The organism is Micromonospora sp. NPDC047548 (assembly GCF_040642975.1).
In the GTDB taxonomy this organism is placed as follows: Bacteria; Actinomycetota; Actinomycetes; order Mycobacteriales; family Micromonosporaceae; genus Micromonospora.
The window spans coordinates 307,909-320,796 of sequence record NZ_JBEYTI010000003.1; the positions used below are offsets into that span (position 1 = coordinate 307,909).

Sequence of the window (12,888 nt, forward strand, 5' to 3'; positions counted from 1 at the left end):
AAGACTACGCACGTCAGGCGCCCGGCCGGGAGGGGGTGACCGGTCCTCACTTGGCGTCTGCGGCGAGCGTCACGGAGGTGTTCTGCCGGGACGACCCGCGCCGGTACTCCACCGTCACCACCGAGCCCGGGGCGAACTTGCGGACCAGCGCGATCAGGTCGGTCGGTTCGGTCATCGGGCGGCCGTTCAGCTTGAGGATCACGTCCCCGGCCTTCAGTCCCGCGTCGGCCGCCGGCCCGGACGGCTGCACGGCCGCCAGCCGTACGCCGGCGCCGCTGGCCGTGCCAGCGCCGCCCACCTGCGCGCCGATCACCGTACGGCGGGCCTTGCCGGTGCCGATGATGTCCTGGGTGATCCGCTTGGCCTGGTTGATCGGGATGGCGAAGGCGAGCCCGATGTTGCCCGCCTCCTGGCCCTCGGCGACCAGCGACTTGATCGTGGAGTTGACCCCGATCACCCGGCCGGCCGAATCCACCAGCGGGCCGCCGGAGTTGCCGTGGTTGACCGCCGCGTCGGTCTGGATCGCCGCGTAGTAGCGCACCGGGCCGCCGGGCTCCCCGGCCTGCATGGTCCGGTCCAGGGCGCTGACGATGCCCGCGGTGACCGTGTTGGCCAGCGAGAGCGGCGAGCCGATGGCGAGCACCGGGTCGCCCACCGCCAGCGCCTCGGAGTCGCCGAACTCCACCGGGCGCAGCCCGGTGCGGCTCACCTTGATCACCGCGATGTCCGACTCCGGGTCCTGGCCGACCACGGTGGCCGGCGCGGTGCTGCCGTCGTTGAAGATCACCGAGGCGCGGCCGGTGGCGCCGGCGACCACATGGTCGTTGGTGATCACGTGCCCGTCGGCGCTGACGATGAAGCCCGAACCCTCGCTCACCCCGCCCAGACTGGCCACCCGTACGGTCACCACGCTGGGCAGGACCTTCTCGGCGACCCTGGCCAGCGACTCGGGGCGACGCTGGGCCAGCGCCGGCGCCTCGGCCGGTCGGGCGCCGAGGGTCACCCCGCCACCGGCGCCGCCGCGGACCGCGAAGGCGTATCCCAGGGCCCCGCCGAGGGATCCGGCGAGCAGGGCGGTGATCAGCGGGACGAGCAGCAGCTGGCGCAGCTTCGGCCGACCCGGGGCGTCCGGGTCGCTCACCGGTTCCGGCGCGGGCCCGGCGGCGGGCGCGCCCGGGATCACCACGGCGGCCGGCGCGTACGGGTCGCGCCACGGGTCGGCGAGCGCGTCGGACCACCAGGGCGATGTCGTGCCGCCCGTGGCGCCGGGCGGCGCCGTCGGGGGCCCCACCGGCGTCGCCCCGGCCGGCGGTCCCGCCGGTGCCGGAGTCCCACGGGGCTGGCGCCAGTCCCAGCCGTCGGTCACGTCGGTGCCTCCCAGTCCGTCCCCGCGTCCCCCGTGCCGCGTGCCGCAGCCGTCGCGAAACGAGGGATACCGGTTCCAGGATTGCACGGATGGGCCGAATGGCATCAGCTTCTGCCGGGCGTGATCGTCATCGGCGGACGGCGCGGCTGCGCGGCTAGAAACCTCGCCTCTAGGTTATCCGATTTGATTAAGGATCCGTAGTGATCCTATGGTGGCCGAGTGGAGCTTCTTCGACTCTCAAAGGCTGCGAAGCGTCTCGGTGTTCATCCCGTGACGCTTCGTCTTTGGGCTGATTCGGGGAAGATTCCGGTGACGTGGGTTGGCCGTGAACGCCGTTTCTCCTCGGTCGATGTGGAGGCTGTGAAGGTGTCCACGGGCGGTGAGCGTGTGCGGCTGGAGGGTCTGTACGTGCGCGTTTCCGGCTCCGGTGGGCAGGAGTCCTCTTTGGATGCGCAGGAGGAGGAGTTACGGGCCACCTCCACCGGTGAGGTCGTCAAGGTTTTCCGTGACCGGGCCTCGGGCTTGCGGGAGGATCGGCCTGGTCTCGACCGGCTGCTGCAAGCCGTTGCTGATGGCAGTATCACCGTGGTCCGGGTGACGCATGAGGACCGACTCGCGCGGTTCGGTGTCGGCTGGCTCAAGCGTCTGCTGGGCGTGCACGGCGCTGCCCTGGAGGTGCTGCATCCGAAAAAGCTCGGCGGACGCGAGGAGTTGCTGGAGGACTTCGTTTTGTTGGTCACGATCTTCGCTGGGCGCATGTACGGGATGCGGTCGGCGGAGAATCGGCGCCGCCTGCTTGCCGAGTCCGGGCAGTGCGTGGACGGTGGTGGCCGGTGAGCCGGAGGCTGCCGCTGGCCGAGGGCGAGACCTCCCGTACCGCGTGTGCCCGCGCCCTGCTGCGAACAGGGGTGGACGGGAAGTCCGGTGAGATCCTGTCCCCGGCCGTGCTCGCAGAGCGTGTGGGCTGGTGCGCCGACCTGGTGGCGGGGATGGTCTCCGCGCTGCTGGCTGAGCGCTGGAACGCAGGCGACGTTGATGTGCTCGCCTGCGGCGAGGACGCCGGTGGCCGGAAGCTGCCGTCGAACGCGTGGATGGCGCTGCGGCGCCTGGGCTGGACCGCCACCGCCCCGGAGGGCGTGAAGGTCAACGACCGGATCGTGCGTATGGCCCAGGAACAGGCCGGGCGTGCTCTGCGCTCGGTGAAGTGGCGTGCTGACCTGACCGCCGGGGTCCTGTCGACCTGGCCAGCCGATCCGCGTAAGCGCACCACGCAGGAGTGGGAGCAGGTGCGCCAGGCGGTCCCGGGCGGGGAGTATCTGCCGTCTGGCGTCATCACCTCCCGCACCCGGCAGGCCGCCACCTTCCTTGCCGCGCATGGTCGTCTGCCGGTGGACGTGTGCGAGCTGGAAGACGTCCCCCGAGTCGCCAGGATGCTGCTGCTCGCCGCGTGTGACGGGCAGCAGGCCACCATCGAACGCAGCGAGACCGACCCCACGAGGGCGATGCTGAGGTTGCAGCTTCCCTCACGACCGGATCCGCGAGCGTACCGGGACTGGACGTGGGTGGCCTGTCCGATCACCCTGCCCCCCACGGTTTCCGCCTCGGCGGTGCTGCACCTGCCCACCCTCCGAGTCACGGGCGGCAAGGTGCGCGCCGATATGGCGTACACCCACGCCGTGCCGAAGGCCCGGCGTACCGGTCACACGGTCGCGCTCGGCGTGGACTGGGGCCTGAACACCCTGTTGTCCGCCGGAGCCCTACGACTGGAAACCGACGGCCGGATCACCGCTTTGGGGGCTGGTGCTCAATTCCGGGCCGCCGGAGTCCTCGCCAAGCAGCACCGCCTGCGCCGCCACAGTGAGCGGCTGCACGCCAAGGCCGACCACTACCAGCGGCTCATCGGCGTTGACGAGCAGCACGAACTCGTCGGCAAGCATGCGGTACTGCGGGACGAGTTCCGCCACGTGTCCGAGCGCCGCTCGAAGCTGAACGACGCGATCGCCTGGGCCGCCGCCAGATGGGCCATGGACCAGGCGATCGCCGCCGGGGCGACCGTGATCTATCTGGAAGACCTGCGGTCGATGGAAGCACGGGGCATGGGCGCCACCATGAACACGCGCCTGTCCCAGCAGGTACGCGGGCAGATCGCCGACCGCATGCGTCACCTCGCCGCCGAGCAAGGTATCGCCGTCGTCACCGCGCCCGCGCGCAACACCTCCAAACACTGCCCCCACTGCCTGACCCCGGTGCGGCACCGCAAAGCCCCCGACAAGCCGACCGTGGCGGGATGGAAATGGGCCATCTGCCCCAACCAGTCCTGCCGCTGGCAAGGCGACCGCGACAACGGAGCATGGCGCCGGATCGCCGCCCGCGGCCTCACCCACCAGACCAAGACCGTCACCGATAAGAACAGCGAGCAGATGGTGATCCGCACCGTGGTCGACAAGCTCGAAGCGTCGGCGGTCATCACGAGGACCAGCCGGAAGGACCGGTCGAAATCCGGCCCCACCCGGCACAAGCCAACACGCCCCGCGCCCAGGCGACGCAGGGCACCCTCCCCACCCGGCCCCACGGCCAGGCGGGCAAGCGTCCGGAGGGACACACACCAACGGACCGGATGCGGCTGCCCCGCGCAGCCCACCGGCACCAGGGCGTGACGACGATCAGCACACCCACCACCGGCCACCAGCCACGAGGAGCAGCACTGGGCGCAGGATTCCACCTCCACGCCCACGCATCCCCACCCAGATGGGAAACGATCCCGGAAACTCAATCCGGCCCACGATCACTAAGCTGATCAGAGACGCTCATACCCGCCAACCCGCCCCTCGCACCACTCCCGCCGCCCGGAGGTGTCCCATCGTCACGGTCGCCAGTTCCGGCACTCCGACGGCGCAGGCGCTGCAGTTCGCCGAGTCGTACGTCGGCGAGGACCTCGTCCTGCGGACCGCCCGCAGCCTCGCCCGGGAGGTGGGCCTCGACGCGGTCACGCCCGGGGCCGGGGCGGCGCTGCGCCTGCTCGCCGCGGCCGGCAACGCCCGGGCGGTGGTGGAGATCGGCACCGGCACCGGGGTCAGCGGTGTCTGGCTGCTGCGCGGGATGCGGGCCGACGGGGTGCTCACCACCATCGACCTGGAGATCGAGCACCAGCGGATCGCCCGGCGCATCTTCGTCGAGGCCGGCTTTCCGTCGGGGCGTACCCGGATCATCACCGGGCGGGCGCTGGACGTGCTGCCCCGGCTCGCCGACGGCGCGTACGACCTGGTGTTCGTCGACGCCGAGGCGACCGGATTCGCCGCGTACGTGGACGCCGCGCTGCGGCTGCTGCGGCCCGGCGGGGTGCTGGCCCTCAACGGCACCCTGGCCGGCGGGCGGATCGGCGACCCGGCCGCGCGGGACGCCGAGACGGTGACCATCCGCGAGACGATCAAGTCGCTGCGGGAGTCCGAGCACTGGATCCCGGCGCTGCTGCCGGTGGGGCACGGCCTGCTCGCCGCCGTGAAGTGCTGACCCGCCCCTGACCCCGCCCGGCCCGGCGTCCGCCGCGCGCCGGGCGGGACCGCCGGCTCAGTCGAGCGTCGCCAGCCAGCGCAGCAGCCCGCGTACGCCCCAGCCGGTCGCGCCCCGGGTCAGCTCGGCGTCGTCGCCCTCGGCCCAGGAGGGCGCGGACATGTCGATGTGCAGCCAGTGGTCGCGCAGGTCGCCGGTGAACTCGCGCAGGTAGAGCGCGGCGGTCACCGAGCCGGCGCCCACGGCGGGCGAGCTGTGCAGGTCCGCCAGGTCGCTGCCGAGGTGCTCGACGTAGTCGGCGGGCAGCGGCATCCGCCAGGCGGCCTCGCCGGCGGCGTCGACGGCGGCCAGCAGATCGGCGGCGAGCTGATCGTTCTCGCTGTAGAGGGCGCCGGTGCGTTTGCCGAGCGCGACCGCGTTGGCGCCGGTGAGGGTGGCCAGGTCGATCAGGAGGTCCGGCTTGAGCTCCCGCGCGGCGTACGCCAGCGCGTCGGCGAGGACCAGCCGGCCCTCGGCGTCGGAGTTGGTGGTCTCGCTGGTCAGGCCGCCGTGGTGGCGGACGATGTCGCCGGGGCGGAACGCCGACCCGCTGACCATGTTCTCCGCCAGCGGGGCGAGCGTGGTGACCCGGACCGGCAGCCGCAGCGCCGCCGCGCCCAGGGTCGCCGCGACCACAGCGGCGGCGCCGGCCATGTCCTTGCGCATCAGCTTCATCGCCGGCACCGGCTTGATCGAGATACCACCGGTGTCGAAGGTGATCCCCTTGCCGACCAGCACCACGTGGGTGCGGGCGTCGGCGGGCCGCCAGTCCAGCTCGACCAGGCGGGGCGCGCTGGCCGAGCCGCCGCCGACGGCGAGGATGCCGCCGAAGCCCTCGGCCGCCAACTCCTCGGGGCCGCGTACCCGCAGGTGCAGGTCGGGCTGGTCGGCCGCGGCGGCCTCGACCTGCGCGACGAACCACTGCGGGTTCTTCACCGAGGACGGGGTGTTGGTGAGGTCCCGGGCGAGCCGGGTCATCCGGGCGGTGGTCAGGGCCACCTCGACCGCGTCGCGGTACGCGTCGGGGTCGTCGACCAGCAGGTCCACCCCGGTCAGCGCGGGTGACTCGCCGGTCTCGGTCATCCGGAACCGGTACGAGGCGAGCAGCATCCCCTCCACGAGGGCGCGGACCGCTGTCGCCCCGGCGCCGGTCGGCACCGCGAACGTGATGTGTGTCTCATCCTTGCCGGCCCGGGTCAGGGCCGCTCCGGCGGCCCGCCAGGCCCGGTCGGCCCCGTCGCCGACGCCGAGCAGCAGCAGCCGGCCGGGGGTGCGGGACGGGCGCAGGTGCGTGTACGTCTCACCGGCCCGGCCGGTCAGCCGGGTGGCCGGCAGCAGGGCGGTCGCCTCCGCCAGCACCTCGTCGGGCAGGGCCGGCCCGGTCGGGGCCAGCGTCGCCGGGGTGTCGCCCCCGTCGGTCGCAGCCGCGGCGCGGACGGGCAGGACGAGGGTGTCGAGCCGGTCCGGACCGACTGACAGGCGGATGGCGAGCACGCTGGACCGTACCTCCGGGAAGGATCGTGGTGCGGGGCCTGGACGCCCCGCGTACGACAGGTGAAGACCCTGAGCCACCGGTGTGACCGGTGGCTCAGGGATACGACGAACCACCCGCGCGTCGCCGCGCGGCTTGTCGGTCGATCAGCCGGCGGCCGCCTTCAGCGCGTCACCGAGCGCGTTGGCCTCGTCGGGGGTCATCTCGACGACGAGCCGGCCACCGCCCTCCAGCGGGACCCGCATGACGATGCCCCGGCCCTCCTTGGTGACTTCCAGCGGACCGTCGCCCGTCCGCGGCTTCATCGCCGCCATGTTGTCTCCCCTCAGACCTGTATCAGGGTCGGTGGGTTGCCCCACAGCCACTTCGTCACGACCACCCGCAAGGTACGCGGGGGTGTCGACAACGATTTTCCCTGATGAACACCGCCGGACCCAAACCGAGGCAGCATTGATGTAACAGCATCTAGCTTATCTTGAGAAGGCCTGTCACAATGTGCGGTCATGCAGGCACGGTCGGCACTCTTCGACCTGTACGGCGACTACCTCCGGCCGAGGGGTGGCCGCGCACCGGTCGCCGCCCTGGTCAAGCTGCTGGCGCCGCTCGGGATCGCACCCCCGGCCGTGCGCACCGCGGTCTCCCGGATGGTCCGCCAGGGCTGGCTCGACCCACTGCGGATGGCGACCGGGCCGGGATATTCGATCACGCCGAAGGCCGCCCGACGACTCGACGAGGCGGCCGTCCGGATCTACCGCACCGGCCGGGTCACCTGGGACGGCCGGTTCGACCTGCTGGTGCTCCAGACCCCGACGGCCCGCCGGGACCGGCAGCGCCTCGCCGTCAACCTGAGCTTCCGGGGCTACGGCACGCTCGACGAGCACACCTGGGTGGCGACCCGGGCGAGCGAGGACGTGGACATGCTCCTGGCGGAGGCGGGGGTGCGTTACGAGCGGTTCACCGCCGCGCACGCCGCCGGCACGCCGGGCGCGATGGGGGTGGTCCGCCGGGCCTGGGACCTCACCGAGGTCGGGCGCGCGTACGAGCAGTTCGTCGCCAAGCAGCGGCCGCTGCTGGCCGGGGTGACCGTGCGCAGCGGCGACGAGGAGGCGTACGCGGCCCGGTTCCGGCTGGTGCACGCGTGGCGTACCTTCCTCTTCCGGGACCCGCAGCTGCCCCCGGCGCTGCTCCCGGAGCGCTGGCCGGGCACCGCCGCAGCCAGCTTCTTCGACCGGCACGCGGCCCGGCTGCGGCCGGCCGCCGACCGGTACGTCGAGCAGTGCCTCGACGCCAGCAACCGCACCGCCCGACAGAAGGGTCGTTAGAAACGTGACCGAGCCGCTGCTCGTCGACCGCACCGACGCCGTGGTCACCCTGACGCTGAACCGCCCCACGGCGATGAACTCGCTCGACGTGGCGCTCAAGGAGGCGCTCCGGGACACCCTGACCGAGCTGGAAGCCGACCGCTCCTGCCGGGCCGTGGTGCTGGCCGGTGCGGGCGGACAGTTCAGCGCCGGCCAGGACCTCCGCGAGCACGTGCAGACCCTCCAGTCGACCACCACGAACCCGCTGGACACCGTGCGGGCGCACTACAACCCGATCGCCGCCCGGCTGGCCAGCCTGCCCAAGCCGGTGGTGGCCGCGGTGCGCGGGATGGCCGCCGGGGCGGGTGCCTCGCTGGCGTTCCTCGCCGACTTCCGGGTCGGCGGCCCGAAGACGAAGTTCCTGATGGCCTTCGCCGGGGTGGGGCTGGCCGCCGACACCGGCGCCTCCTGGACGCTGCCCCGGCTGGTCGGCCACGCCAAGGCCGTCGAGCTGCTGATGCTCGCCGAGCCGGTCGGCGCCGAGGAGGCCTGCCGGCTGGGCCTGCTCACCACGTTGGTCGACGACGACGAGCAGGTGCTGCCGACCGCGCAGGAGCTGGCCGCCCGGCTCGCCGCCGGCCCGACCGTCGCGTACGGGGCGATCAAGCGCCAGCTCTCCATCGCCGACGCCGGCACCCTCGCCGACGCTCTCGCCGCCGAGGCACAGGCCCAGGCGATCTGCGGCGCCACCGCCGACCACAAGGCCGCCACGATGGCCTTCGTCGAGAAGCGCAGGCCCACCTTCGAGGGCCACTGACCCCTGCCGATCATGAGGTTGGCGGTGGTCGAGGAGATCCACACCGCCGTCCACCGCCTGATCGACGAGGAGTGGCTCCCCTTGGGGGGTCAGCGGGCGGTGTAGCCGCCGTCGATCGGGATGGTGTGGCCGGTGATCCAGGCCGCGTCGTCGGAGCAGAGAAAGACCACCACCCCGGCGACGTCGTCCGGGGTGGGGATGCCGGGCTTCGGGTTGAACGACTCCATCCGGGCCCGCATCTCGCCCGGATCGGGCGCGCTGTCGATGAAGTGCGCCACCAACGGGGTCATCACCACCGTGGGGGCGATGGCGTTGACCCGGATGCCGCGGGCCGCGTACTCCACCGCCGCCGACCGGGTCAGGCCGACGATGCCGGCCTTGGTGAACGTGTACGGGGAGATGTTCTCCTGGGCGGCCAGCCCGGTCGTGGACGAGGTGTTGACGATCGCGCCCCCGCCGCCGCGCAGCATCGCCTCGATGCCGTACCGGAGCACGTGGAAGACGCCGTCGCCGTTGACCCGGCGGACCTGCTGCCAGTTCGCCACGTCCATCTCGTGCAGCGGCTGCTGCCGGCCGTCGATGCCGGCGTTGTTGAAGATGACGTCGATCCGGCCGTAGCGCCCCATCGCCTCCGCGACGCCCCGCTCGACGGCGGCGGCGTCGCCGGTGTCGACGGTGACCGCCACCGCATCGGGGAGGCTGCCGGCGACCCGCTGGGCGCCCTCGGCGTCGATGTCGGCGATCACCAGCCGGGCGCCTTCCGCCGCGAAGCGTCGGGCGGCGGCCTCGCCCAGCCCGGAGGCGCCGCCGGTGACGAACGCGACCCTGTCCTGGAACCGCATCGACCCTCCCCCACCCGGGCCGGCCGGCCGCCGGCGCTCGCCGGGCTGCCCTTACCCGGCGGGGTGCGGGCTAGTCGTCCTCCTCCGGGTCCTGGTTGGCCTCGACGCCCAGCACGAACGCCTGCATGGCCAGCTCGTCGCCGGAGGGGGAGACGAACGCGGGCAGCTCGGCCGGGCCCAGCTCCTGCACGTACGACCAGAAGAGCCGGACCGCCTCGGCCCGGGAGTCCGCCTCGATCGGGAGGTCCAGGCTGACCAGCCAGGTGCGGCGCAGCGGCGGCGGGCCGAGCCGATCGGCCAGCTCGCGGTAGACCCCGGCGTCCAGCGGGCTGACCGGCCCGGCGATCCGCACCTGGTCGGCCGGCGCCGGCTCGTCGAAGGCCCGCCGGGTGTACGTCACCACCAGCGTGCCCTCGCCCACGCGGGCGACCCGGCCCAGGGCCACCAGCCGGGGCGGCTCGTCCACCAGCACCGCCACCGGGTCACCGGTGCGCGGCCGGGGCTGCCCGGCCGGGGCGGGCAGCTCCAGGGTGTCGTGGTGGACGAGGCGCTCGGCGTTGAGGCGGCCGGCCGGCAGGAGCACCGCCCAGGCGCTCTCCGCCCGCCCGCCGACGTCGGTCGTCCCGCCGGTGCGGTGGTCGGTTGCGGTCATGCCCCAATCGAATCACGGGCCGCCCCGGCGGCGACCACGTGGCAGCCGGCGAGGTGGTCGTCGACCATGCCGGTGGCCTGCATCAGCGCGTACGCCGTGGTGGGGCCGACGAAGCGGAAGCCGCGCTTCTTGAGCGCCTTGGCCAGCGCGGTGGACTCCCGCGTCAGGGCGGGTACCTGGGCGAACGACTCCGGCCGTGCCGCCCGGGGCGGCGGGGCGTACGACCAGAGCAGCGCGGAGAGCCCGTCGGGCAGCTCCAGCGCGGCCCGCGCGTTGGCCACCGCCGCCTCGATCTTGGCGCGGTTGCGGACGATCCCCGCGTCGGCGAGCAGCCGGGTCACGTCGGCCTCGCCGTAGCCGGCGACCCGCTCGATGCGGAACTCGTCGAAGGCCAGCCGGAACGCGGGCCGCTTGCGCAGGATGGTCAGCCAGGACAGGCCGGACTGGAACGCCTCCAGCGTCAGCCGTTCGTAGAGCGCGTCGTCGCCGCGCAGCGGCCGACCCCACTCCGCGTCGTGGTAGGCGGCGTAGTCCGGGGTGCTCGTCCCCCAGGCGCAGCGGGTCAGCCCGTCGGGGCCGGTCACCAGGTCAGTCACGGCGTACACGCTATGGCAGGGCCCCGACAGCGCGGCGGGGTCAGGGCAACCGGCCCTGCTCGACCAGCCGGGCGAACCTCTTCAACGCCAGGGTCAGGCCCGCCTTGGAACCCGGCCAGAGCAGCGGCCACGCCATCCGGCCGGCCGCCCCGCCGGGCAGGTGGAACCACTCGTGCCAGACCACCTGGGTGCGGTCCCGGGCCAGCGGGGTGCAGCGCAGCACCCCGGGGCCGCGCAGCAGCCTGCCGCAGTGCACGACGCCGACCTCGTACGGCGCGTCGACCCGCACCACCCGCATCTCGTCGCGCAGCACCGCCGGCCCGAGCGCGGTGACCGCCTCGACCAGGGTGCCCTCCCCGCCGTCGCCCTCGACGACGCGGACGGTGGTGAACGGGATCCAGTCGGACTGCCGCTCCCAGTCGGTGAGCGCGGTGAAGACCCGGTCGGCGGGGGCGTCCACGATCACCGTGGCGGTGAACTCGCCGGCGCCGGGCTGCGCCGCCTCACGCAGGTCGTCCGCGCGCTCCGGGCCGGTCACAACGGCTCCGAGCGGACCCTGTCGCCGGGCCGCCCGCCGGCCGGGCCGGCGTCCGGGTCGCCGCCGTCGGCGACGTCGGATCGGGCGTCGGTGTGCACGGCGGTGCCGCGCAGGGCCGGCGCGGCGTCGGCGTCGCGCGGGTCCGGCCGGTGGGCGGCGTCGGCCGGCGGCAGGTCGGCGTCGGACGGCCGGATCTCGTCCTGCGTGGTCGACGGGCCGTCGGCATCCGCCGCGGCCACCTGCACGTCGCGCGGCGCGTCGGCCGTCCCGTCCGCCGGGGTCGCGGCGGGGCCGGCGTACCCGGGGGTGGTGTGGGCGGCCGGGGGGCTGCCCGCCGCCGCCTCGCGGGCCCCGCGCAGCGCGTCCGCGTCGGCCACCCGGCCCTCGCGCAGCGCCGCGACCTCGGCCTCCAGCACCCCGATCAGCTCGGCCTTGTAGCCGATGTCGTAGGCGGCCCGGCGCATCGCCTGGTCGACCTGGGCCATCCGGTAGCCCCGCAGCGCGGTGTCGAAGCGGACCTCGCCGACGTCCGCCTCGCGCAGCGGGCGGGTGCCGGGCAGCGGTACGGCCTGGCCGTCCGGCTCGGCCGGCGCCAGGCCGGCATCCCGCCCGGAGACCAGCACGGTCACCCCGAACACCACCGCCGCCACGGTCAATGCGATGACCAGTACGAGCAAGACCTGAGCCATGGACAGATCGTGGCACGGCGACCGCCCCCCGAGCGACCCCAACCACCGCAAGCGCGTGGATCCTCTGGTGACGTCCCCGCCCGGCGGCGTGCCGGCCGACCGGATAGCGTCGTCAGCGGCCGGCTGACCCGGCCGGCGACGGGCGGGAGGCGGGATGGCCGGGGCGCTGCGGCTCGGTGGGCGGACGTTCGCACCGGGCGATCTGGTGGTGATGGCGATCGTGAACCGCACACCGGACTCGTTCTTCGACCGGGGCGCGACCTTCGCCGAGGACAGCGCGTTGCGCGCGGTGGAGCGCGCGGTGACCGAGGGCGCGGAGATCATCGACATCGGCGGGGTCAAGGCCGGCCCCGGCGACGAGGTCGACGTCGCCGAGGAGATCCGGCGGACGGTGGACACCATCGCCGCCGTCCGGGCCGCCTTCCCCGACGTGGTGATCTCGATCGACACCTGGCGGGCCGAGGTGGCGGTGGAGGCGGTGGCGGCGGGCGCGGACCTGCTCAACGACACCTGGTCCGGCGCCGACCCGGCGCTCGCCCGGGTGGCGGCGCGGACCGGGGCCGGGTTGGTCTGCTCGCACGCCGGCGGGCTGGCCCCGCGTACCCGGCCGCACCGGGCCGCCTTCGACGACGTGGTCGCCGACGTGGTCACGACGGTGACCGGGCTCGCCGAGCGTGCGGTGGCCCTGGGGGTACGCCCCGACGGCATCCTGATCGACCCGGCGCACGACTTCGGCAAGAACACCCGGCACTCGCTGGAGATCACCCGACGGCTCGACGAGTTGACCGACACGGGCTGGCCGCTGCTGGTGGCGCTGTCGAACAAGGACTTCATCGGCGAGACGCTGGACCTGCCGGTGCCGGAGCGCCTGGAGGGCACCCTCGCCGCGACCGCTGTCTCGGCGTGGCTCGGCGCCCGGGTCTTCCGCGCCCATCAGGTCCGTCCCACCCGCCGGGTGCTGGACATGGTCGCCTCGATCCGCGGCGACCGCCCCCCGACCCGCACTCGCCGCGGCCTCGCCTGACCCGTTCCCTCGCACGGGGAGG

The 12,888-nt window shown here is 73.8% G+C and carries 14 protein-coding genes; 6 read left to right on the forward strand and 8 right to left on the reverse strand.

The window, feature by feature from the left end; genetic code table 11:
- Positions 1-46 precede the first annotated feature (46 nt).
- Positions 47-1,381: a trypsin-like peptidase domain-containing protein gene (locus ABZ807_RS04960; protein ID WP_357153093.1), complete on the reverse strand. Its 1,335-nt coding sequence runs from the start codon at positions 1,379-1,381 to the stop codon at positions 47-49.
- Positions 1,382-1,585: 204 nt separating this feature from the next.
- Between ABZ807_RS04960 and ABZ807_RS04965 the strand changes: the two genes are divergently transcribed.
- From ABZ807_RS04965 to ABZ807_RS04975, 3 genes are all read left to right on the forward strand, one after another.
- Positions 1,586-2,203 carry an IS607 family transposase gene (locus tag ABZ807_RS04965; protein ID WP_357152968.1) on the forward strand — a complete coding sequence of 206 codons (618 nt, stop codon included), beginning with the start codon at positions 1,586-1,588 and terminating at the stop codon, positions 2,201-2,203.
- Between the two features lie 71 nt (positions 2,204-2,274).
- Positions 2,275-4,023, forward strand: a complete 1,749-nt coding sequence (locus ABZ807_RS04970) for a zinc ribbon domain-containing protein (protein ID WP_357152971.1) — start codon at positions 2,275-2,277, stop codon at positions 4,021-4,023.
- Positions 4,024-4,267: 244 nt separating this feature from the next.
- Entirely contained in the window at positions 4,268-4,876 is a 609-nt protein-coding gene (locus tag ABZ807_RS04975; protein ID WP_357153096.1) for an O-methyltransferase, read from the forward strand.
- Positions 4,877-4,933: 57 nt separating this feature from the next.
- On the opposite strand, the gene ABZ807_RS04980 is transcribed toward ABZ807_RS04975, so the two are convergent.
- Both ABZ807_RS04980 and ABZ807_RS04985 read right to left on the reverse strand, forming a co-directional pair.
- Positions 4,934-6,409 (reverse strand): leucyl aminopeptidase family protein, encoded by a 1,476-nt coding sequence (locus ABZ807_RS04980; RefSeq protein ID WP_357152974.1) that lies wholly within the window; start codon positions 6,407-6,409, stop codon positions 4,934-4,936.
- Between the two features lie 144 nt (positions 6,410-6,553).
- A complete protein-coding gene (locus tag ABZ807_RS04985) occupies positions 6,554-6,721 on the reverse strand; it encodes a DUF3117 domain-containing protein (RefSeq protein ID WP_007455245.1) in 168 nt (55 codons plus the stop codon).
- A gap of 189 nt (positions 6,722-6,910) precedes the next feature.
- Between ABZ807_RS04985 and ABZ807_RS04990 the strand changes: the two genes are divergently transcribed.
- Positions 6,911-7,729, forward strand: a complete 819-nt coding sequence (locus ABZ807_RS04990) for a PaaX family transcriptional regulator C-terminal domain-containing protein (RefSeq protein ID WP_357152977.1) — start codon at positions 6,911-6,913, stop codon at positions 7,727-7,729.
- 4 nt (positions 7,730-7,733) lie between these two features.
- A complete protein-coding gene (locus ABZ807_RS04995; RefSeq protein WP_357152980.1) occupies positions 7,734-8,525 on the forward strand; it encodes an enoyl-CoA hydratase-related protein in 792 nt (263 codons plus the stop codon).
- A gap of 89 nt (positions 8,526-8,614) precedes the next feature.
- On the opposite strand, the gene ABZ807_RS05000 is transcribed toward ABZ807_RS04995, so the two are convergent.
- The 5 genes from ABZ807_RS05000 to ABZ807_RS05020 all read right to left on the reverse strand — a co-directional run bounded on the left by ABZ807_RS05000 (position 8,615) and on the right by ABZ807_RS05020 (position 11,842).
- On the reverse strand, positions 8,615-9,367 hold the full coding sequence (locus ABZ807_RS05000; protein WP_357152982.1) for a glucose 1-dehydrogenase: 753 nt from the start codon (positions 9,365-9,367) through the stop codon (positions 8,615-8,617).
- 70 nt (positions 9,368-9,437) lie between these two features.
- Complete coding sequence (locus ABZ807_RS05005) at positions 9,438-10,019, reverse strand: hypothetical protein (RefSeq protein WP_357152985.1); 582 nt, start codon at positions 10,017-10,019, stop codon at positions 9,438-9,440.
- Positions 10,016-10,615 (reverse strand): DNA-3-methyladenine glycosylase I, encoded by a 600-nt coding sequence (locus ABZ807_RS05010; RefSeq protein WP_357152988.1) that lies wholly within the window; start codon positions 10,613-10,615, stop codon positions 10,016-10,018. The genes ABZ807_RS05005 and ABZ807_RS05010 overlap by 4 nt, the downstream gene beginning before the upstream one ends.
- 40 nt (positions 10,616-10,655) lie before the next feature.
- Positions 10,656-11,153, reverse strand: coding sequence for an SRPBCC family protein (locus ABZ807_RS05015; RefSeq protein ID WP_357152990.1), 498 nt, complete (start codon positions 11,151-11,153; stop codon positions 10,656-10,658).
- Positions 11,150-11,842 (reverse strand): DivIVA domain-containing protein, encoded by a 693-nt coding sequence (locus ABZ807_RS05020; RefSeq protein WP_357152992.1) that lies wholly within the window; start codon positions 11,840-11,842, stop codon positions 11,150-11,152. Before ABZ807_RS05020 ends, ABZ807_RS05015 begins: the two co-directional genes overlap by 4 nt.
- Positions 11,843-11,996: 154 nt before the next feature.
- Here ABZ807_RS05020 and folP point away from each other — a divergent pair, with 154 nt between their 5' ends.
- Entirely contained in the window at positions 11,997-12,866 is an 870-nt protein-coding gene (gene folP / locus ABZ807_RS05025; RefSeq protein WP_357152995.1) for a dihydropteroate synthase, read from the forward strand.
- Positions 12,867-12,888 lie beyond the last annotated feature (22 nt).

What these genes read in the sequence shown, in the direction of transcription:
- ABZ807_RS04985 (WP_007455245.1), bottom strand. Translation starts at nt 6,721, where the DNA reads ATGGCGGCGATGAAGCCGCGGACGGGCGACGGTCCGCTGGAAGTCACC.
- ABZ807_RS04990 (WP_357152977.1), top strand. Translation starts at nt 6,911, where the DNA reads ATGCAGGCACGGTCGGCACTCTTCGACCTGTACGGCGACTACCTCCGG.
- ABZ807_RS05000 (WP_357152982.1), bottom strand. Translation starts at nt 9,367, where the DNA reads ATGCGGTTCCAGGACAGGGTCGCGTTCGTCACCGGCGGCGCCTCCGGG.
- ABZ807_RS05005 (WP_357152985.1), bottom strand. Translation starts at nt 10,019, where the DNA reads ATGACCGCAACCGACCACCGCACCGGCGGGACGACCGACGTCGGCGGG.
- ABZ807_RS05020 (WP_357152992.1), bottom strand. Translation starts at nt 11,842, where the DNA reads ATGGCTCAGGTCTTGCTCGTACTGGTCATCGCATTGACCGTGGCGGCG.
- folP (WP_357152995.1), top strand. Translation starts at nt 11,997, where the DNA reads ATGGCCGGGGCGCTGCGGCTCGGTGGGCGGACGTTCGCACCGGGCGAT.